At 64.3% G+C, this 19,676-nt stretch carries 19 protein-coding genes and 1 pseudogene; 4 read left to right on the top strand and 16 right to left on the bottom strand.

The window, feature by feature from the left end; all coding sequences use genetic code 11:
* Positions 1-7: 7 nt before the first annotated feature.
* Positions 8-787: a hydroxypyruvate isomerase gene (gene hyi, locus QM748_RS09490; RefSeq protein ID WP_415246744.1), complete on the bottom strand. Its 780-nt coding sequence runs from the start codon at positions 785-787 to the stop codon at positions 8-10.
* Positions 788-884: 97 nt separating this feature from the next.
* The gene (gene gcl, locus QM748_RS09485; protein WP_415246743.1) at positions 885-2,660 is read right to left on the bottom strand and encodes a glyoxylate carboligase; all 1,776 of its coding nucleotides are present in this window, start codon (positions 2,658-2,660) and stop codon (positions 885-887) included.
* A 116-nt stretch (positions 2,661-2,776) separates the two neighbouring features.
* Between gcl and QM748_RS09480 the strand changes: the two genes are divergently transcribed.
* Positions 2,777-3,697, top strand: a complete 921-nt coding sequence (locus QM748_RS09480; RefSeq protein WP_415246742.1) for a LysR family transcriptional regulator — start codon at positions 2,777-2,779, stop codon at positions 3,695-3,697.
* 125 nt (positions 3,698-3,822) lie between these two features.
* On the opposite strand, the gene QM748_RS09475 is transcribed toward QM748_RS09480, so the two are convergent.
* From QM748_RS09475 to QM748_RS09455, 5 genes are all read right to left on the bottom strand, one after another.
* Positions 3,823-5,322 carry a nucleobase:cation symporter-2 family protein gene (locus QM748_RS09475; protein ID WP_415246741.1) on the bottom strand — a complete coding sequence of 500 codons (1,500 nt, stop codon included), beginning with the start codon at positions 5,320-5,322 and terminating at the stop codon, positions 3,823-3,825.
* A 413-nt stretch (positions 5,323-5,735) separates the two neighbouring features.
* Complete coding sequence (locus QM748_RS09470; RefSeq protein WP_415246740.1) at positions 5,736-6,251, bottom strand: AmiS/UreI family transporter; 516 nt, start codon at positions 6,249-6,251, stop codon at positions 5,736-5,738.
* A 137-nt stretch (positions 6,252-6,388) separates the two neighbouring features.
* Entirely contained in the window at positions 6,389-6,904 is a 516-nt protein-coding gene (locus QM748_RS09465; protein WP_415246739.1) for an ureidoglycolate lyase, read from the bottom strand.
* An 84-nt stretch (positions 6,905-6,988) separates the two neighbouring features.
* Positions 6,989-8,032 (bottom strand): allantoicase, encoded by a 1,044-nt coding sequence (gene alc / locus QM748_RS09460; RefSeq protein WP_415246638.1) that lies wholly within the window; start codon positions 8,030-8,032, stop codon positions 6,989-6,991.
* 98 nt (positions 8,033-8,130) lie between these two features.
* A complete protein-coding gene (locus tag QM748_RS09455) occupies positions 8,131-9,513 on the bottom strand; it encodes a C4-dicarboxylate transporter DctA (protein WP_415246738.1) in 1,383 nt (460 codons plus the stop codon).
* Between the two features lie 283 nt (positions 9,514-9,796).
* On the opposite strand from QM748_RS09455, the gene QM748_RS09450 reads away from it, so the two are divergent.
* Positions 9,797-10,459, top strand: a complete 663-nt coding sequence (locus tag QM748_RS09450; RefSeq protein WP_415246737.1) for a GntR family transcriptional regulator — start codon at positions 9,797-9,799, stop codon at positions 10,457-10,459.
* A 118-nt stretch (positions 10,460-10,577) separates the two neighbouring features.
* Here the strand turns inward: QM748_RS09450 and QM748_RS09445 are convergent, their stop codons facing one another.
* The 3 genes from QM748_RS09445 to QM748_RS09435 form a co-directional block, all read right to left on the bottom strand.
* Positions 10,578-11,759 carry an ATP-binding protein gene (locus QM748_RS09445; RefSeq protein WP_415246736.1) on the bottom strand — a complete coding sequence of 394 codons (1,182 nt, stop codon included), beginning with the start codon at positions 11,757-11,759 and terminating at the stop codon, positions 10,578-10,580.
* A gap of 226 nt (positions 11,760-11,985) precedes the next feature.
* Complete coding sequence (locus QM748_RS09440) at positions 11,986-13,257, bottom strand: Zn-dependent hydrolase (protein ID WP_415246735.1); 1,272 nt, start codon at positions 13,255-13,257, stop codon at positions 11,986-11,988.
* Between the two features lie 14 nt (positions 13,258-13,271).
* A complete protein-coding gene (locus tag QM748_RS09435; protein ID WP_415246734.1) occupies positions 13,272-14,579 on the bottom strand; it encodes an aspartate aminotransferase family protein in 1,308 nt (435 codons plus the stop codon).
* 655 nt (positions 14,580-15,234) lie between these two features.
* Here QM748_RS09435 and QM748_RS09430 point away from each other — a divergent pair.
* The gene (locus tag QM748_RS09430; protein WP_415246733.1) at positions 15,235-15,708 is read left to right on the top strand and encodes a hypothetical protein; all 474 of its coding nucleotides are present in this window, start codon (positions 15,235-15,237) and stop codon (positions 15,706-15,708) included.
* A gap of 150 nt (positions 15,709-15,858) precedes the next feature.
* Positions 15,859-16,134 carry a hypothetical protein gene (locus tag QM748_RS09425; protein WP_415246732.1) on the top strand — a complete coding sequence of 92 codons (276 nt, stop codon included), beginning with the start codon at positions 15,859-15,861 and terminating at the stop codon, positions 16,132-16,134.
* 419 nt (positions 16,135-16,553) lie between these two features.
* On the opposite strand, the gene QM748_RS09420 is transcribed toward QM748_RS09425, so the two are convergent.
* From QM748_RS09420 to QM748_RS09395, 6 genes and pseudogenes are all read right to left on the bottom strand, one after another.
* Positions 16,554-16,808 carry a transposase gene (locus QM748_RS09420; protein ID WP_415246731.1) on the bottom strand — a complete coding sequence of 85 codons (255 nt, stop codon included), beginning with the start codon at positions 16,806-16,808 and terminating at the stop codon, positions 16,554-16,556.
* Between the two features lie 376 nt (positions 16,809-17,184).
* Positions 17,185-17,775: pseudogene (locus QM748_RS09415) on the bottom strand (IS110 family transposase); the annotation flags it as partial.
* 121 nt (positions 17,776-17,896) lie between these two features.
* Positions 17,897-18,505: a Mor transcription activator family protein gene (locus tag QM748_RS09410; protein ID WP_415246730.1), complete on the bottom strand. Its 609-nt coding sequence runs from the start codon at positions 18,503-18,505 to the stop codon at positions 17,897-17,899.
* Positions 18,505-19,176: a gp16 family protein gene (locus tag QM748_RS09405; RefSeq protein ID WP_415246729.1), complete on the bottom strand. Its 672-nt coding sequence runs from the start codon at positions 19,174-19,176 to the stop codon at positions 18,505-18,507. Before QM748_RS09405 ends, QM748_RS09410 begins: the two co-directional genes overlap by 1 nt.
* Before the next feature lie 2 nt (positions 19,177-19,178).
* A complete protein-coding gene (locus QM748_RS09400; protein ID WP_415246728.1) occupies positions 19,179-19,448 on the bottom strand; it encodes a hypothetical protein in 270 nt (89 codons plus the stop codon).
* Positions 19,449-19,451: 3 nt separating this feature from the next.
* Complete coding sequence (locus QM748_RS09395) at positions 19,452-19,622, bottom strand: hypothetical protein (protein ID WP_415246727.1); 171 nt, start codon at positions 19,620-19,622, stop codon at positions 19,452-19,454.
* Between the last annotated feature and the right edge of the window lie 54 nt (positions 19,623-19,676).

Genomic DNA, 19,676 nt, shown 5'->3' with positions numbered 1-19,676 from the left:
GTATGCGTCAGCGCGCCAGCGCCTCGATCCAGCCCAGGCCTTCGCGGGTGCCGGCAGCCGGCTTGTATTCGCAGCCGATCCAGCCGTCGTAGCCGAGGCCGTCGATGAAGCGGAACAGCCAGGCGTAGTTGATCTCGCCAGTGCCCGGCTCGTTGCGGCCAGGGTTGTCGGCGATCTGCATGTGGGCGATGCGCGGCAGCTGGCGGGCGATGGTGTTGGCCAGTTCGCCCTCCATGCGCTGCATGTGGTAGATGTCGTGCTGCAGGAAGATGTTGTCCGAGCCGACCTCGTCGAGCAGCGCGATCGCCTGCGCGGTGCCATTCACGTGGAAGCCGGGAATGTCGAAGGTGTTGATCGGCTCGACCAGCAGGCGGATGCCGGCTTCGCCGAGCTTGCCGGCGGCGAAGCGCAGGTTGCTCACCAGGGTCTCGTGCACCTTGCCGGCGTCGGCGCCGGCCGGCGTGATGCCGGCCAGGCAGTTGATCTGCTTGCAGCCGAGCGCGGTGGCGTATTCGATCGCACGGCCGACGCCGTCCTGGAACTCGCCGACGCGGTCCGGATGGCAGGCGATGCCGCGCTCGCCGCCTTCCCAGTTCCCCGCCGGCAGGTTGTGCAGCACCTGCACGAGGCCGTGCTTCTGCAGCTGCTCGGCCAGCGCCTCCTTGTCGAAGGCGTAGGGGAAGAGGTATTCCACGCCCTTGAAGCCAGCCTGAGCGGCAGCCTCGAAACGCTCGAGGAACGGGACTTCATTGAACAGCATGGTCAGGTTGGCGGCGAATCTTGGCATCGTCGTGTTCTCCTATTGTCGGTCGTGGGGGCTCGTGCGCGGACGCCCCCCGCAAGAGGGCGCGCATGGCCGTCCTGGGACGGCCCGGCGAGCTTACTCAATCGAGCATCGAAATGGCGGTCGGGGCGTCTTCGCCGCGCTCGGCCAGTTCCTCGAATTCGTTGATGGCGTTGATCTCGGTACCCATCGAGATGTTGGTCACCCGCTCGAGGATGATCTCGACCACCACCGGCACGCGGAACTCCTGCATCAACTGCTGGGCCTGGGCGAAGGCGGGGCCGACGTCCTCCGGCTTGCGCACGCGGATCGCCTTGCAGCCCAGGCCTTCGACCACGGCGACGTGATCGACGCCATAGCCTTCGGTCTCCGGCGCGTTGATGTTGTCGAAGGCGAGCTGCACGCAGTAGTCCATGTCGAAGCCGCGCTGCGACTGGCGGATCAGGCCGAGGTAGGCATTGTTGACCAGGACGTGGATGTAGGGGAGGTTGAACTGCGCGCCCACCGCCAGTTCCTCGATCATGAACTGGAAGTCGTAGTCGCCCGAGATCGCCACCACCTTGCGCTGCGGATCGGCGGCGCAGACGCCCAGCGCGGCGGGGATGGTCCAGCCCAGCGGGCCGGCCTGGCCGCAGTTGATCCAGTGGCGCGGCTTGTACACATGCAGGAACTGTGCGGCGGCGATCTGCGACAGGCCGATCGTGCTGACGTAGCAGGTGTCCTTGCCGAAAGCCTGGTTCATCTCCTCGTACACCCGCTGCGGCTTCATCGGCACGTTGTCGAAGTGCGTCTTGCGCAGCAGCGTGCGCTTGCGTTCCTGGCAGTCGGCGACCCAGGCGCTGCGGTCGCGCAGCGTGCCGGCGGCCTTCATCTCGCGTGCCACTTCCAGCAGGCGGTCGAGTGCCGCGCCGGCGTCGGAGACGATGCCGTAGTCGGGGCCGAAGACGCGGCCGATCTGGGTCGGCTCGATGTCGATATGGACGAACTTGCGGCCTTCGGTATAGACCTCGACCGAGCCGGTGTGGCGGTTGGCCCAGCGATTGCCGATGCCGATGACGAAGTCGGACGCCAGCATGGTCGCGTTGCCGTAGCGGTGGGCGGTCTGCAGGCCGACCATGCCCGCCATCAGCGGATGGTCGTCGGGCACGCTGCCCCAGCCCATCAGCGTCGGGATCACCGGCACGCCGGTGAGTTCGGCGAACTCCTGCAGGCGGGCAGCGGCGTCGGCGTTATGCACGCCGCCGCCGGCGACGATCAGCGGGCGCTCGGCGGCGTTGAGCATCTCCATCGCCTTCTCGGCCTGGGCGCGGGTGGCGGCGGGCTTGTACGCCGGCAGCGGTTCGTAGGTGTCGATGTCGAATTCGATCTCGGCCATCTGCACGTCGAAGGGCAGGTCGATCAGCACCGGGCCGGGGCGGCCGGAGCGCATGACGTGGAACGCCTGCTGGAACACGCGCGGCACCAGCGCCGGCTCGCGCACCGTCACCGCCCACTTGGTCACCGGCTTGGCGATCGACTCGATGTCCACCGCCTGGAAATCTTCCTTGTACAGCCGGGCGCGCGGCGCCTGGCCGGTGATGCAAAGGATGGGGATCGAATCGGCCGAGGCGGAGTACAGGCCGGTGATCATGTCGGTGCCGGCGGGGCCCGAGGTGCCGATGCAGACGCCGATGTTGCCCGCCTTGGCACGGGTGTAGCCCTCTGCCATGTGCGAAGCGCCTTCGACGTGGCGACCGAGAACGTGCTGGAAGCCGCCGTTCTTCTTCATCGCCGAGTACAGCGGGTTGATCGCGGCGCCGGGCACACCGAACACGGTGCTCACGCCTTCCTTGCGCATCACCGCGGCTGCGGCATCGACTGCTCTCATGCGGGCCATTTCTGTCTCCTTTGATGGATGTTGGGCGAATCCGATGGCTGCAGGATAAGCATCCTGCAAAGAAGACTGAATGGGCGTATAAATCGTTTCTGTCGATACTTCAGGTACTGAATGCCATGGACCGCCATACCGAGATCCGCAGCTTCGCCCTCGTCGCCGAAAAAGGCAGCTTCGCCGCCGCCGCCCTGGTCGAGGGCGTCACGCCGGTCATCATGGGCCGCCGCCTCGACGGGCTGGAAAAGCGCCTCGGCGTCAAGCTGATGCACCGCTCCACCCGCGGCCTGACGCTGACCGACCTCGGCGAGCAGTTCCTGGAGCAATGCCGGCAGCTGCTGCGCGAGTTCGACGAGATCGAACGCGGCATCAGCGCCGGGCGCAAGGTGGTGCGCGGGCACCTCGTGGTGTCGGCGCCGGCCGCGTTCGGCCGGCGGCACGTGGCACCGCATGCGCTCGGCTTTCGGGCCATGCACCCGGAGCTGAAGATGTCCTTCAACTTCACCGACAGCGTGGTCAACCTGGTGCGCGAAGGCTATGACATGTCGATCCGCATCGGCGAGGTCACCGACCCCAACTACGTCGCGGTGCGGCTGTTCCCGAACCGGCGCGTGGTCTGCGGCACGCCGGACTACTTCGAGCGCCATGGCGTGCCGCGCCAGCCTGAAGACCTCGTGCGCCACAACTGCCTGGCCTTCAACCTCGCCGGCGGCCAGCAGCGCGGCTGGAGCTTCCAGCGCGACGGCAAGCTGTTCGCCGTCCGCGTCGAAGGCGACCTGGCCTGCAACGACGGTGAGCTGCTGTTCCAGTGGGTGAAGCAGAGCCTGGGGGTGGGCTGGCGCTCGACCTGGGAGATCCAGGCGGAACTGCGGCGAGGCGAACTGGTGACGGTGCTCGACGACTTCGCCGCACCGAGCTACGACATCCAGGCGGTATATCCGCAGCAACGCTACCTGCCGGCCAAGGTGAGGCACTTCATCGACTACCTGAAGGTGGTCTACAACCGGCCGGGATATTGGGAAGGCAGGGAAGAGGGCGCTTAGGGGCAGCACGGTCGCTCCCGTATCGGCGAGAGCGCTGGGGCGCCGCCAGCGCCCGGGCCTGAAATGGAACAGGCCACCGCATGTTGCCCGGTGGCCTGTCGTGCTTCACTGCCGGACTGCGTGGATCAGTGTGCTTCCGCAGTCTTTGCCGCCTCGATCGCACCGGCGGTGTCGTCGCGGCCGCCGTTGAAGTACATGTTCAGCAGCACGGCCGAGATCGCGGTCAGCAGGATGCCCGACTCCAGCAGCGGATGCAGACTGTGGGCCATGTGCTGGGTCCAGCGCGGCGCCACCAGCGGCACCAGGCCGAAGCCGATCGACAGTGCGACGATGTACAGGTTGTTGCGGTTGCCCTTGAAATCGACGTTGGTCAGGATGCGGATGCCGGTCGCCGCGACCATGCCGAACATCACCAGGCCCGCACCGCCGAGCACGAAGGTCGGCACCGATTCCACCAGCGCAGCCATCTTGGGCAGCATGCCGAGCACGATCATGATCACGCCCGCCGCCACGCACACCCAGCGGCTCTTGACGCCGGTCACGCCGACCAGGCCCACGTTCTGCGAGAAGCTGGTGTAGGGGAAGGTGTTGAAGATGCCGCCGATCACCGTGCCCAGGCCGTCGGTACGCAGGCCTGCCGCCAGTTCGGTGCGGGTGATGTGCCTGTCGGTGATCTCGCCCAGCGCCAGGAACATGCCCACCGATTCGATCATCACCACGATCATCACCAGCGCCATGGTCAGCACCATCACCGGATCGAAAGTCGGCATGCCGAAGGCGAAGGGCGTGACGATGGCGAACCAGTCGGCCTTGGCGACCATGTCGAAGTGCATCTTGCCCATGATCACCGCGACGATGCAGCCGATGACGATGCCCAGCAATACTGCGATGTTGGCGACGAAGCCGCGGCCGAAGCGCACCATCAGCAGGATCACCACCAGCACGAAGGCCGCGACCGCCATGGTGTCGAGCGCGCCGTAGTTGGGGTTGTCGGCCATCGGGATCGGGCCCGGCAGGCGGGTCAGCTCGGTACCTGCGGTAGCGGCCGTTTCCTTGGCGCCATCGACCATCTGCACCAGCCGCGGTACATCGACGCTCTGGGCCAGGTGGGCCGGACCGCCCATCGCCCAGCCCACGCCCACCCGCATCAGGCTGATGCCGATGATGGCGATGATGGTGCCGGTGACGACCGGCGGGAAGAAGCGCAGCAGCCGGCTCATGAATGGCGCGATGACGATCGCGATCAGGCCGGCGCCGATGATCGCGCCGAAGATGGCGCGGGCCCCTTCCGGCCCGCTCTGGACGTTGGCCATCGCCACCATCGGGCCGACGGCGGCGAAGGTGACGCCCATCATCACCGGCAGCTTGATGCCGAAGTACTTGGTGAAGCCGAGCGACTGGATCAGCGTGACCAGGCCGCAACAGAACAGGTCAGCCGAGATCAGCATGGCGACCTGGTGGGGGTCGAGGCCGAGCGCGCGGCCGACGATCAGCGGTACTGCCACGGCGCCGGCATACATCACCAGCACGTGCTGCATGCCCAGAGTGGCGAGACGCCCGGTCGGCAGCTTCTCATCCACCGGATGGATCTGCTGCGCGTCGATTTTCGATGCTTGATCTGACATGTCGTACCCTTCCTTCGCTTTTGTTTGTCTCTTCGCCGCCGGAGCGGACCCGTGGCCGGTGGAGTGTCAACGCAATGTCCGTGCCGTTTTTTTTCGTCTGGGCGGTCACCGGCGCCGTTCGGCGGGCTGCGACTGCCCTTCAGTGCTGCTTCTGTCACCTGTTGCTGGCCGTGATTGTCTGTCCTGGCGGGCCTTGCTGAGCGATGGCCGTGCCGTGCTGCATTGACGTGGAGGCAGTCTATGGATTCAGCACGGCATATGGTGTGCATCGGCCTAATAACTGGAATAAAAAAATTTATATTTTTGCAGCGCACAATCGAAGTGCGCCCGGATCTGATGCGCGCTCCCGAATGCACGAAGGCCGTGCATCCGGACGGATGGCACGGCCTTCGCGGACAGGGCGGTGGACAGGTTCAGCCGAGCACGCCGGTCAGCAGCAGGTAGCCCGGCAGCCAGCCGGTGAGGATGCCCTGGCCGATCGCCATGCCGGCAGTGAAGCGGACGATCGGCTTGTGCAGCGCCAGCATCAGGAAGAACAGCAGCCACAACAGCGACCACGCCGCCCACGACAGGCCCTGCCACCAGTCCAGCGCAGTGGATGCCGTACTCAGGGTATCGATTGCGACCGGCACGGCGGTGATTGCCACGAACAGGCTGAACCACCCCAGGCCGCGTCCGTCGGCGCCGGTCAGGCGGTTGAAGGCGACCCAAAGGTAGGTGAAGGAGAACAGCAGCGACAGGGCTGCTCCCCTGATCGAGGTGTGATCCGCGCCTTCGCCGAAGGCGAGCTTCAGCGACACCAGCAGGGTCAGGCCGCCGGTGAACAGGTTGATGATCGAGATCTCACGGTCGCTGATCCGCCCGAGCATCCAGAGTCCGTTGAGGATCAGTACCGCACCGACGTAGAACAGCGACAGGCCGAGCAACATTGCGCACTCCTTTGGTGCATTTGGGGGCGCGCGGAGTGTAGAGGCGCGTTCGTGCCATGTGTGTGGCGGGCACCGATAGCGTGGATCAGGAAATTGATATGCGTCGTTTGCCTGCCTGGGCCGGTGGATGCTGGATATCAGGGGTTTCTGTCGTGGATGATTCCGTGTTGTTCGAGCTTTATTTCGTCGCAGTTGTGCCCGATTCCTTTGCGGTCGATGACGATGAAGTCGCAGACGTCGTCGAGTGCGAGCAGCGGGTGGTGCCATACGCCGGTGGCGTAGTTGACGCCCTGGTCGTGCCGGGCGAGGAAGACCTTGAGGTCCTCGACGGCGGGCGGCTCGCCGGCCGGGGCGACGACGACGAGATAGGGCTTGCCGGACATGGGGATGAAGGCCTGGGAGGCGAGCGGATGGCGCTCCATCATCTGGACGGTGAAGGGCAGGCAGCGGGGCTGGCCGCGGAAGATGGAGACGATGACGCGGCCGTCGGGCCCGGGCTCGATGTTGGCCAGGTCGTGGTATCGCTCGGTGTTGCCGGCATTGATGGTGAAGTGCTGGACCGCGTCACAGGCCTCGATGACCTCGCCGAACGGGGCGAAAGCCTCGCGGGTGAGGGGCTGGACCTGGAGCGGGAAAGCTGTGGTCTCGGACATGGGTCGTTCTCGCGGGGAATGGAAGGACAAGGCCCGCCCCCGGGCGGGGGCGGGAAGGGCGTGCAGAAGGTGTTGCGTCGGGTTTTACCGGGCTTCGGGCTTGCCCCACAGGCGCAGTCGCGACACGCCGCCGTCGGGGAAGATGTTGAAGCGCACGTGGGTGATGGTCCCGAGCTTGGCGACCTGCTCGGTGAAGGTATGGATCGCATCCATCTCGAGCTTCTGCTCGGGCAGCAGGGTCTGCCAGAACATCGACTGGGTGGTGATGGAGCGGTCGGTGCCGCCGCTGACGTAGGCGGCCTGGACCGAGCAGCGGTCCGGGTAGTTGCCCTTGAAGAAGGCGGTATCGACCTCGATCCGCTCGACCGTGCCGGGGGCGCCCAGCTCGAGCACGCACCAGTCGTTGCCGGGCTCGCGGCGGCGGCGGGTCTCCCAGCCGTCGCCCATGTTCATGCCGCGCCCGGGCAGCAGCAGGGCGGCGGCGGATGAACCGAAGCTCGCATCGTTCCACGACACGGCGCGGCCGCCGTTCTCCATCGCCACCAGATCGACCAGCTCGCCGGCGGCGGCGGAAAGCGAACCGACCGGTCGGCCATAGACGCGCAGGCGGGCGATGCCGCCGTCCGGGTACATGTTCACGCGCAGGTGGGTCCAGGCCTCGGTGCTGGCGCACTCGAGGATGTGGTGGCTGTTGGGGCCGCAGGGGGTGGCGGGCAGGATCTCGGTCCAGGCGGCGGCCTTGAGGGTCTCGGCGTCGTCGGAATCGGAGACGCAGGCCTCGATGGAGACGGCGGGCGGGTAGTTGCCGGTGAAGTGGGAGGTATCGACATCGAAGCCGCGGATGAGGCCCTTGACGCCGAGCCGGACGATGGCCCAGTCATGGCCGGCGACGCGCTTGCGTCGGGACTCCCAGCCGTCCATCCACTTGCCGTTGGTGTCGAACTTGCCGGGGACGAACTGAGCGGGTTCGGGGTTGAGCATGCGGGAGACTTCGGCGAAGAAGTCGTCGGAGGTGGCGATCGCCTTGGCGCCGAGGCGTGGGTTGGCGAGATCGACCGAGCGCAGGGCCCAGTCGGGCAGGTCGGCGGGGGCGGCGAAAACAGGGGCGCCGGGAGTGTGGCTGGCCATGGGAAATGCTCCTGTGTGGATGTATACGAAATGGTCTGCATGGAGCCGGCGGGCGTCGGGCTCCCGCCGGGAGGTGGAGGGGAACTCAGGGGCAGGGCTCAGGCGCGCGAGGGCTTGGCATCCGGTGCCGCAGCGCCTGCGATGTCGGCCACCGTGGCGGCTTCCGCTTCGGCACGGGCGGCGGCCAGGGCTTCGGGCTGGATGGGCGCATGCAGGTTGACGATGATCTCCCCATTCAGCACCTTGTGGGCGCGCTCGCGGTCGATGTCCTTTTCCCACACGCCGATGACGACGGTGGCCACGCAGTTGCCGATCATGTTGGTCAGCGCGCGGGCCATGCCCATGAACCAGTCCACCGACAGCACCAGCACCAGGCCGATCGCGGGAATCGCCGGCACCGCGGAAAGCGTCGCGGCCAGGATCACGATCGCCGAGCCGGGTACGCCGTGCGCTCCCTTGGACGTGACGAGCGAGATGGCGAGGATGGTCAGCAGGTCGGCCGTGGACAGCGGCGTGTTGGTGGCCTGGGCGATGAAAACTGCCGCCAGCGTCAGGTAGATCGAGAAGCCGTCGAGGTTGAAGGAGTAGCCGGTCGGGATCACCAGGCCCACGGTGGAATCCTTCACGCCCATCAGTTCGAGCTTGCGCATGACCTGGGGCAGCACGGAGTCGGACGATGCGGTGCCGAGCACCACCAGCAGCTCCTCGCGGATGTACTTGAGGAACTTGAAGATGTTGAAGCCGGCGAGGCGCAGGATGATGCCGAGCACGCCGACGACGAAGATCGTGCAGGTGACGTAGAACAGCGCCACCAGCATGCCCAGTTGCTTCAGCGAACCGACACCGTACTTGCCCACCGTGAAGGCGATCGCGCCGAGCACGCCGAGCGGCGCGAGCTTGACGATGAAGCCGATGAGCTTGAAGAACACATGCGACAGGCTGTCGATGGCGGCCGTCACCGGGCGCCCCTTTTCGCCCAGCGCCGCGACCGCGGTGCCGAACAGGATCGCGATCAGCAGCACCTGCAGGATGTCGCCCTTGGCAAAGGCATCGACGAAGGTGGCCGGGATGATCTTCATGATGAAGTTGACCGTGCTCGTGGCCTGGGCGACGCGGTCGGTGTAGGCGGACATCGCCGAGGCGTCGAGCGAACTCGGGTCGACGTTCATGCCGACACCGGGCTGCAGCGTATAGGCCAGCAGGATGCCGAGCGCCAGTGCGAAGGTGGTGACGATCTCGAAGTACACCAGTGCCTTGACGCCGACACGGCCGACCTTCTTCAGGTCGCCCGTGCTGCAGATGCCATGCACGACGACGCAGAACACCAGCGGCGCGATGATCATCTTGATGAGCTTAATGAAGCCATCGCCGAGCGGTTTGAGCTTGGCGGCGAAATCGGGCCATGCGACGCCGACGATCACCCCGAGGATCAGGGCGATGACGACTTGCCCGAACAAAGTTTTGTAGAAAGGTTTCTTCATGGCTCACCTCGCGAACCGTGTGGAGGGGGCTGCCGTCGGCAGCCGTCTTTGGTTTGTGCCGCATTCAGGCCTGGCCGGGGTTCGGCACGCTCGTTGCGGCCACCACTGCCTGGACGTCGGGTGCTACGTCCGGCTGCGGCGGGTTATATCTTTTCTGAAATGTTAGTTATAACGTCACTAATATAACAATAGAAATTTTAAATGGTATAAGGTTAAGATTCCGGCAGGCATTTGCCTTGCGTCAGCCATATGTGACAATGCCCCCTCACACGGGAGTATCGAGATGAACATGCCGGATGCCGATGGCCTGTTGCTGGCCGACAAGGCCTTCCTGGCGCTGCGTGACTTGTTCACTGGCGGCGGCCTGCGCGCCGGCCAGTTCGTGTCGATGCCTGACCTGGTGAAGTCGATCGGGCTGCCGATCGCGCCCGTCAGGGAGGCGGTCAAGCGCGCCGAGTCCGCCGCGCTGGTACGCGTGCTGCCCAAGCGTGGCGTTGCCGTCATGGAAGCCACGCCGGAGCTGGTTCGCGAGTGCTTCCACCTGCGCACCATCTTCGATCAGGAAGGTGCGCGCCAACTCGTGCGCGACGGCGTACAAGGCAAGCTCGACACGCTGCGCGAGACGCACCAGCGGGTGCTCGATGCCGCCCGCAGCGGCATCACGCCGCCGCTGCAGCGTGAGGCGATGGCTGTCGACTGGGCGCTGCATTCGACGCTTGCCGATGCGCTGGACAACAACAGCGCACGGGAGATCTACTCCCGCAACCGCGACCGGATCTCGATCATCCAGCATTCGCGGCCGCTGCTGCCTGACCGCATCGTGCCGGCGATGGAAGAACACCTGGAGATCATCGACAGGATCATCGCCGGCGACGAAGAGCGTGCAGCCGAGGCGGTGCGCGACCACTTCCGCCAGACCCTGCGCTGGTGGGGCATCATCATCTGAAGGACTGCAGCGCCGGCTGACCGTACGGTGCTGGTTGTGGGCTCGCCGGGCGCGGTTCGAGTTCGATGCCGCCCATCAGGCCGAAATTGCGCACGTCGATCACGTGCGGCGCGGCGTACTACGTTGCCAGCAATTGCGCCGCAGCCAGTGGATTCATTACTTCGATCCCCTCGCGCATCGGGTAACTGTCGGCCACAGGCGCAACCAGCAGTTTGCGTGTGGCGCCAACATCGGCAGCGGCAGAATGGAAGCCTCTCGACACGGTGGGCGCAGAGGAACGCTTGATCTCGATGACCCAGGTTTCCCCATTGCGCCGCTGCAGAACGAGGTCGGCTTCTGCGCCATGCGATGTACGGTAGAAACTGGCTTCCATGTCGGGGGCGATGGCAAGCAACTGCTCGACGACGCAGCCTTCCCAACTGGCGCCGGCTACCGGGTGAGCCAGTATGGCGTCAAGGTCGGCGAGGCCGAGTAGCGCGTGAACCAGTCCGCTGTCACGTACGTACACTTTAGGTGCCCGAACGAGCCGCTTGCCGACATTGCCGTGCCAGGCGGGCAGGCGGCGCACAAGCATCAGATCGACGAGCAAATCGATGTAGCGCGCCACGGTCTGACCGCTTACCGCCAGGGACGCAGCCAATTGTGCCTGGTTGAGCAGCTCGCCTTGGCTGTGGGCGAGCATGGTCCACAAACGGCGCAGCGTCGTTGTCGGAATGCGCGGCCCGAGCGCCGGGATGTCGCGTTCCAGGTAGGTGGTGATGAATGCCTCGCGCCAGCGCAGACTGGCTGCATCGTTGTTCGCCAGCCACGACAGCGGAAAGCCCCCACGCACCCACAGCGCATCGAACTGCCGGGAAACGGCGTCGGTGTGGGAGGCGATTACCTCGCGGGCAAGAAAGGGGGTGAGTTCAAGCTGTGCCACCCGGTCGGCAAGGCTTTCGCTGGCCTGCTGCATGAGTATCCCGGAGGCTGAACCGAGCAACAGGAACTGACCGGCCGTCTCACCGGCCCGCCGGCGCTGGTCGATCACCCCGCGCAGAATGGCGAACAACTCGGGCAGGCGCTGTACTTCGTCGAGAATGACCAGGCGGTTACGGTGCGCCAGTAGAAATGCTTCCGGGTCATCCAGTTGACGCTGGGCAGACGGCAGTTCCAGATCGAGATAGAGGGCGTCACCACGCCGCTCGGCTTCGGCCAGCGCGAGCGTGGTCTTGCCGGTCTGGCGTGGTCCGAGCAGTGCCACGGCCGGAAATTCGGCCAGCAGGGTACTGAGATGGGATTGGATCAATCGAGAGAACATCCGTGCAATATATCCATGCAATGGAAGAAATACACGGTATATCGTGTAAAAAGCACTGTCGTGGAGTGCTTGGACATACTCGGCTTTGGGGGGCAAGCAATCGCAACCTGCTGCCCGTTCCCGGAGATCGCCATCTCGGTGGTCAGCCGGCTGACGGGGGTGCGGCATCAGCAAGCACAGCAGCCAGAACCGTACCGTGCCGCGCCGCGCTTGCCTTGCTGTATCGTCAGTTGGCTACCCCGGCCCGCTCCAGCATCGCATGCAGCAGCACGTTGGCCCCGGCCTCCAGGTGGGCCGGCTCGGCATCCTCGATCTCGTTGTGCGAGATGCCGTCCTTGCACGGTACGAAGATCATCGCGGTGGGGGCGGTGCGCGCCACGTAGACCGCGTCGTGACCGGCGCCGCTGACGATGTCCAGGAAATCGCAGCCGGCGCGTTCGGCACCGTGGCGGATCGCATCCACCAGCACAGAATCGAAGGCCGCCGGCGGGTAATACACCACCTGCTCGAGCGTCACGCCGACCGGGAAGTCGCGTTGCAGCTTGGTTACGGCCTCGCGCAGCGCGGCATCCATGTCGAGCAGGCTGGCATCGTCGGCATGGCGGAAATCGACGGTGAAATCCACTCGGCCGGGGATGACGTTGCGCGAATTCGGATGCACATGGACGCAGCCCACGGTGCCGCGGCCGTGGGGCTGGCGCGCCAGCGCGATATCCACCACCTGCTGCATCAGATGGGTGGCGGCATATAGCGCGTCCTTGCGCAGCTTCATCGGCGTCGGGCCGGCGTGAGATTCCATGCCGCTGACGCTGACGTCGTACCAGCGCTGGCCGAGCGCACCGGTGACCGCGCCGATGACGATGCCGGCATCCTCGAGCACCGGACCCTGCTCGATGTGGGCCTCGAAATAGGCGCCGAAACGTGGGGCGCCGCTGTTCACCGAGGCCGGTGCCGGGCCGGCATAACCGATCGCGGCGAGCGCCTCGCGCACCGTGATGCCCTCATGGTCGGCGCGCGACAGCGCGTGCTCCAGGGTGAAATCGCCGCAATACACGCCCGAGCCCATCATCACCGGCACGAAGCGCGAACCTTCCTCGTTGGTCCATACGCAGACTTCGATCGGTGCCTCGGTGCGCAGGCCGTGGCGGTTCAGGGTGCGGACGACTTCCAGCCCGGCCATCACGCCATAGTTGCCGTCGAACTTGCCGCCGGTCGGCTGGGTGTCGATGTGGCTGCCGGTGGCGATCGCCGGCAGATCGTCGCGCACGCCCGGGCGGCGGGCGAAGATGTTGCCGATCGCGTCGATGCGGATGCTGCAGCCTTCGGCGCGGCACCACTGCACGAACAGGTCGCGCGCCTGTCGGTCGAGTTCGGTCAGCGCCAGGCGGGCGACGCCCCCCTTGTCGGTGGCGCCGATGAGCGCCAGATCCATCAGCGACTGCCACAGGCGGGCGCCGTCGACGGCCAGTGTGGCGGCAGGGGGCAAACGATCGTTCATGGAAGGGCTCCGGTTCAGGCTACAGCGTCGAGGGCCGCGCGCACGGTGTCGAAGATGCGCGCAAGCTCGTCCGGGGTGGAATCGAGGAAAGGCGCGAATTGCAGGATGTCGCCGCCGTTGCGGATCACCACACCGGCTTCGAAGCATTTCAGGAACACTTCGAAGCCGCGTGCGCCGGGTTCGCCGGGGCGCGGTTCGAGTTCGATGCCGCCCATCAGGCCGAAGTTACGGATGTCGATCACGTGCGGCGCATCCTTCAGCGCATGGATGGCCTCCTCGAACACCGGCTCGATGGCGCGGGCACGGGCGAAGGTGTCTTCCTCGCGATACACCTGCAGCGTTGCCAGGCCAGCGGCGGCGGCCACCGGATGGCCGGAATAGGTGTAGCCATGGAACAGCTCGACGGCATTGTCCGGGCCCTGCATCAGCGCCTGGTAGATTTCTTCCCGCACGATCACCGCGCCCATCGGGATCACGCCATTGGTCAGGCCCTTGGCGGTGGTGGTGATGTCCGGCACGACGCCGAAGCGTTCGGCGGCGAAGGGCGCGCCGATACGGCCGAAGGCGGTGATGACCTCGTCGAAGATCAGCAGGATGCCGTGGCGGTCGCAGATCTCGCGCAGGCGCTGCAGGTAGCCGATCGGCGGCACCAGGATGCCGGTGGAGCCGGACACCGGCTCGACGATCAGCGCGGCGATGTTGGACGCGTCGTGCAGCGCCACCAGGCGTTCGAGATCGTCGGCCAGTTCGGCGCCCCAGCCCGGCTGGCCGCGGCTGAATGCCATGTCGGCACGGCTGTAGGTGTGGCGGATGTGGTCGGTGCCGGGCAGCAGCGCGGCGCTGAACACCTTGCGGTTGCCGGGGATGCCGCCCACCGACATGCCGCCGAAGTTCACCCCGTGGTAGCCGCGCTCGCGGCCGATCAGGCGGGTGCGCTGGCCTTCGCCGCGGGCGCGATGGTAGGCCAGTGCGATCTTCAGCGCGGTATCGGCCGATTCCGAGCCGGAGTTGGTGAAGAACACCCGTTCCAGCCCCTGCGGTGCCAGCGCTGCCACTTCGCTCGCCAGCGCGATCGCGCGGTCGTTGCTGACCTGGAAGCTCATGCCGTAGTCCAGCGTGCCGACCTGCTCGCGCACCGCCTCGACGATGCGCGGATGGCAATGGCCCAGCCCCGAGGTCCACAGCCCGGAAAAGCCGTCGAGCAACTGGCGGCCGTCATCGGTGGTGTAGTAGTGGCCGCGCGAGCCGGTGATCACGCGAGGGGTTTTCCAGAAAGCGCGGTTGGCGGTGAAGGGCAACCAGTAGGCGTGGTCTTGGGACATGGCGGGCATCCGTCGAAAGGAAACAGGGTGGCAAAGAGATCTTTCTGCCATCCTAGCCCGAGGTTAAGGTGTAGAAAACGACGGAAAGCGACAGCGAAGTTTCATTGATATGAAACATATCTGCCTATAGCTGCAGCGCCTGGCGGATCGGCTCGCCCTGGATCGAATGATTGCGCTGCCGAATCACTGTCACCAGGCGTAAGCCGTGAAGCGCTATCGTCGTTTGGCGCACCGCATCCACCGCCTGTGTAAGCTGCCACGCCGGCATTCCGTTTGCCCTGTCCAGCCAGGACTCCAGGACAGCCGCCGAGTGAGTGGAGAGGCGCCGATCGTCGGCGGTTTTGACGTAGGCCGTGGCATGAGGGGCGTATCACTGCAGAGCCACCGGCTTCACACCGGATTCGGCAAGTGAAAATCGGTATTTATGCCAGAAACGGGCGACAGTGCCGGAGTGGTTTGACAAGGGCATGGGCCTGGACTAGAACAAATAATCTGGAGCGAACAATATGTGGATTCCGTCTACTCATTCACTGGCGCGTTCTGTCTACTACACTGTTAGGCCTCAACACATCCTCAGTTCTGAGGATGTCGATCTGCCCGATAGAAGCGCTTACTTGTCACCGCCCATATTTTCTAAGCTCGCCGGAGGCTACGAATGAATCACACTGGAAATCTTGTCCTCAGTTTCGCCGTCCTACTCTTGGTTCAGGGATGCGCTTCGTTGAAGCCCGAGGAGATCGCTCGTCCTAGTGAAGTTACGTTGGAGCAGGCTTTGAAGAGCGTAGGACAGGGACTGAACGAGATGCACATTGCTCAATCAGGGCTGCGTACTGGCCTGCTTCCTACTGAGGTTTCAGTGACATTCAATCTTGGTGTGTCGGCCAAAGACTCTTCGAAGCTGACCCTCGACTTTGGCAAAACGGTCGGAGTTACCGATATAAAGGCTGGCGCCTCTGTAGAGGGATCATCCGAAGGCACCAGAGCCAACTCGATCACCGTGAAGTTTCTGAATCTACTGGTTCTGCCGGAGTCCAGTCTTGCGCAGAAGAAAAAACCTGAAGAAATCGAAGCGATCATCAAAGTATTGAAGAGCGCTGGGATTGATATCTTCTTTGTGCCTGCCAACTGAGTAGCACCTATGACTAGAACTCTAGTTTCATTGCTGCTGTGCCTTTGTGGAATTTCGGCTTGTTCAACTGGGTCCCAGAAAAGCACCGACATCAAATTTGTTTCTTCAGTAAGACTCTCTATGGTCTGGTCTCCTCAAGGACCAGACTCTATGGCGAGCCGCACCCGCTCACTGCGCCGGGAACTTGAAAAAGCGGGCTTCACGGTCACGCTCCGCACTACAGGAGAGCCGGAGCCAACTTATCCATTTCTCTTCATCTCTGCACAGCAGGATCGAGATTGGTGCCTCGGCGGCGTTCTGTACGTTTACACCTCAAAGGATACGAGGGACGGCTTTGAGTTGTATCAGCGTGCCTACCCTGATCCTGACGAGTGTTCGGCCCAATTCGTCACTCAGCTTCTCGCGAAAGTTCGTCCCGCTAAATGACATAAACGCTTGCGACCCTAGAAGTTGCTGCCTAACCTTCCCCAAGGGACTTCCCGTCAACACTTTTCTGCAGACCTGCGGCCGCAGGCCGCAACAACGCTTGATCACACATCCATTTTCTTCTCCTGCTGACCACGGTCGAGCGTGATTACTGTGTGACTGGCGCCATCGCAATGGACAAGGACAGAGCAGACTGCCTTTCCCCAATCGGCCTTGTTCGGCACGGTCGTGCCGGGGCCATGCGACTAACCGCTCCGGCTGGCCTCAATCATTCCTCGGCACGACCGGGGCACGGGGATCAGCCGCGACACCCTTCATGGTCGGCCATCGTGTTAGCCAGGCTCTCAGCCGGTCGGTCTGACCTGTTTTGCCTATCGCTTGCGCGCAGTCATGGTGGCTTCAATCTGCAATGTGGTGCTTCAGCTTGCTGCTTGCTCGGACGTCAGCCCCAGCCAGGCGGCAAACTGTCGGCCGTTCTTGAACATCCGTGCGTCACCGACGCTGGCGGTGACCGCATCGGCCGTCAGATTGCCAACGCCGGGCAATTCGCGCACCCGCCGGACAGCCGCATCCTCAGCCTGCTGTGCGGCAATCTGCCGGTCACACTCGGCTAGGCGTTGATCGAGCGCATCGAGCAGGCCAGCGGCGGAAGTGGGAAGTCCTTTTGTAGTCAAGCCGACGCCGCTTCGCGGCGCAGCTTAATTCAGGCTACAAGGGCTTCCCCATTTGTCAAGCAATAGTTCCCCCTGACCTGCAGGGCGGACAATGATTTTTCTTGCCAAACAAATCCCTTCCGAGTGAGCAACAGAGCGCGAGAACAACACGGTGCGGACTGGCCAGACTACAAACGGTCACTGTTGCAGCACTTTATTGGCTGCGGACCCTGATGAAGGACGCTCGCGGGGAACCCATTCGTTAGCCGGCGCAGATGCTGCCGCCCTTGAATTAATCGGTCACGCCCCGCGCAGGTCCAGACCTGTTGTCATCAACGCTTGCCGTCACACGGCGGTCAAATCGATTCTTGCTGAACGGTTGCAGGTTTGGGCTGGATCAGGCCGGCAGCACAAAGGCTTCGCCTCTTCGCAGTACCGCCCAGGCCATGCGTGCATTCTTGGCAGCGATGGCCACCACCGCCTTCCAGTAGCCTCGCCGCTGCTGCAAGGCCATCGCCCAGCGACTCAATGTGTCGGTCTTGTTCTTCGCTGCGGCCAACACGGCCCGGGCGCCCATGACCAGCAAGCTGCGCAAGTAAGGATCACCTGCCTTGGTGATGCGCCCCAATCGGGCCTTGCCACCCGAACTGTACTGGCTGGGCACCAGCCCCAGCCAGGCGGCAAACTGCCGACCGCACTCGAAGTCATGACCATTGCCGATCATGGCCACCAGGCAGGTGGCGGTGGTGTCCCCGATGCCGCTCAGGCGGGTCAGGCGTTGAGCGCGGCTGTCCTGGCGAGCAATGTGCCGCAGATGCTGATCATATTGGGTGATCCGTTCGTCGAGCCGGCCGACCTCGCTGAGCAGGTCACCAATGACCGTATTGGCCCAGCCGGGCAGTTCTTCTAGGCACTTACCCGCCCGCCGGCGCACCGTGGCGACCTTGAGCGGCAGCACGATGCCGAACTCGGCCAGCAGTCCCCGGATGAGAGAAGACAGGAAAACCGAGGGCGGAAGAGCACGATAAATGTGGGATGAGGCGGGAACGGGAAGGCTGAAGTGGGACGGCCCGCAAAAACCTCTTTGATCCTGCAAAAGGCGGGGAGCGTCAGATCAGGCTGATGTTACGGGCCTTGCGCTCAGCAGCTTCGGCGCGGCGGAATTCGTTGACGATCTGGCGAATACGCATCTCGGACAAGTTCCAGCGGGCGGCCAGTTCGGCGTAGGAGCTCGTACGAAACTCCTCATAGATCCGGCGAGCGTTCTCGCGCTGGGCGCGCCAGACGCCCTTGGGCACGTAGCGCAGATCGTTACGGTCGGTGGAACCTTGGAAGGTCTCGGCCACCTGGTCAGCCAGGGCAGCGACCCTGGACATGGGTACGCTTGGCAATTGGCTCGACAGCTCCCACACCACGGTATCGCGGATCAGACGGAGGAGGTCCGGATTCGTCGAGTGTGCTGACGTGGTGTGCAGCTCCGGCGGCGCGGTGGGCCGGGGCGGCTCGATGTCGGCGAACAGATCGAGGTTGGCAGTGACATTGCGCCGTGACTGCAGCAGCCGCACCTCACGACCTCCTGCCATCTGCCGGATGTATTCGACGATGTGGGCCGCCAGGGCGTCAGCATCGACACTGGCGACAGGCCGCACCGCATCTGCCGCGATGTGCTGCAGCAGATCCAGTGCGTCCTCTTCGGCTGCGGGCGCCTTGGGTAACATCAGCTACGCCCTCCTGCGCGCGCTGCGGGGGAAATGTCGAATACCTCGGCGCCTTTTTGCTGCTTGGCTTCGAGCCAACGCCACACCGCCCACAACGAGTCGAATGTGCGAGGGCCGAGCGTGGGCGCCACGACACGCTGAATGTCGGTGACGTGCAGTCCTGTAGGCAGTGTGCCAACAGCGACCAACTCTCCGATCCGTGCGTTGATTGCTGCAGGCAGCTCGCGGGCAGCCCAGGCCTTCAGCCCCTCAATCGCGTGATACTTGTCCGCGCCACGGGTGAAATGGAGGTCGTCGACTCCGGTCATCCGTTTGACGTACGCGGCTAGTGCGGCCTCCGAGTTGCTCCGCGTTGCGCCGATCGCGTGCAGGAGCAACCAGATCGCGCGCAGCTTCGTCGCCTCGGGATCGGTGGCCAGCGGTCGACGTTCCACAGGCTTGACGGTCTTGGGTTTCCTGACTTTGAAACCCGCCCTCTTCATGTGATCGAAGATGCGATTGAGCTCAGGTACCGAGCACTCGGAAGAGCTACTCTTCCCATTGGCGTATTGGGCGACCAGGCGGCGATAGGTGTCATCAGCCATGCCCAGGTCGCGGCGAGCGACGTGAATGAGGCGAACCAACCGGGCACGTTGTCCAGCGCGGGCCGATACGAGTGCGGCGGAGACCATGATCAGACCTCCAACTCGTCGAGCACGCCATCGACGGCATTGACCATCGGCACGTGATACACCGGCGAGCAGCCGGTGAACTTGGCGGAGAGGGTCGTGCCGTCGGGCCACGTGATGTCCATGTGCACAGGCCCGGCGGCGGCAGTACGGTAGAAGCGCAACTCCATATCGAGCGCCAGCAGCCGCCCGAGGTTGAGCATCGAGGCCCGGATGATCTCCGCCTTTTCATGGTCGGTGACGAAGCGCCGGCCTTGGCTGTCGAGTAGCGGCATGGTTCAGTCCTCCAGCATCAGTGGTTTGTTGGCGCCGACGCCCTGGTGCAGTTGTGCACCACGACCCGCGTCGCGGCCGGCGCCAAAAGCATCCGCATCGCGATCAGACCAGTTCCTGCCGGCGTTGCGATCGGTTGTTGAAAGCTGCCCCAGCTTCGGATGCTTGAGCTGCATGTGCGCCTTGATGGCCTCTGCTGCAGGTTGTCGCGGAGGAGTTTGTATTTGTCT

It is taken from the genome of Thauera sp. (genome assembly GCF_047601425.1).
In the GTDB taxonomy this organism is placed as follows: Bacteria; Pseudomonadota; Gammaproteobacteria; order Burkholderiales; family Rhodocyclaceae; genus Thauera.
The sequence above is the reverse complement of the archived record's forward strand: the minus strand, read 5'-3'. Positions and strand labels throughout refer to the sequence as shown.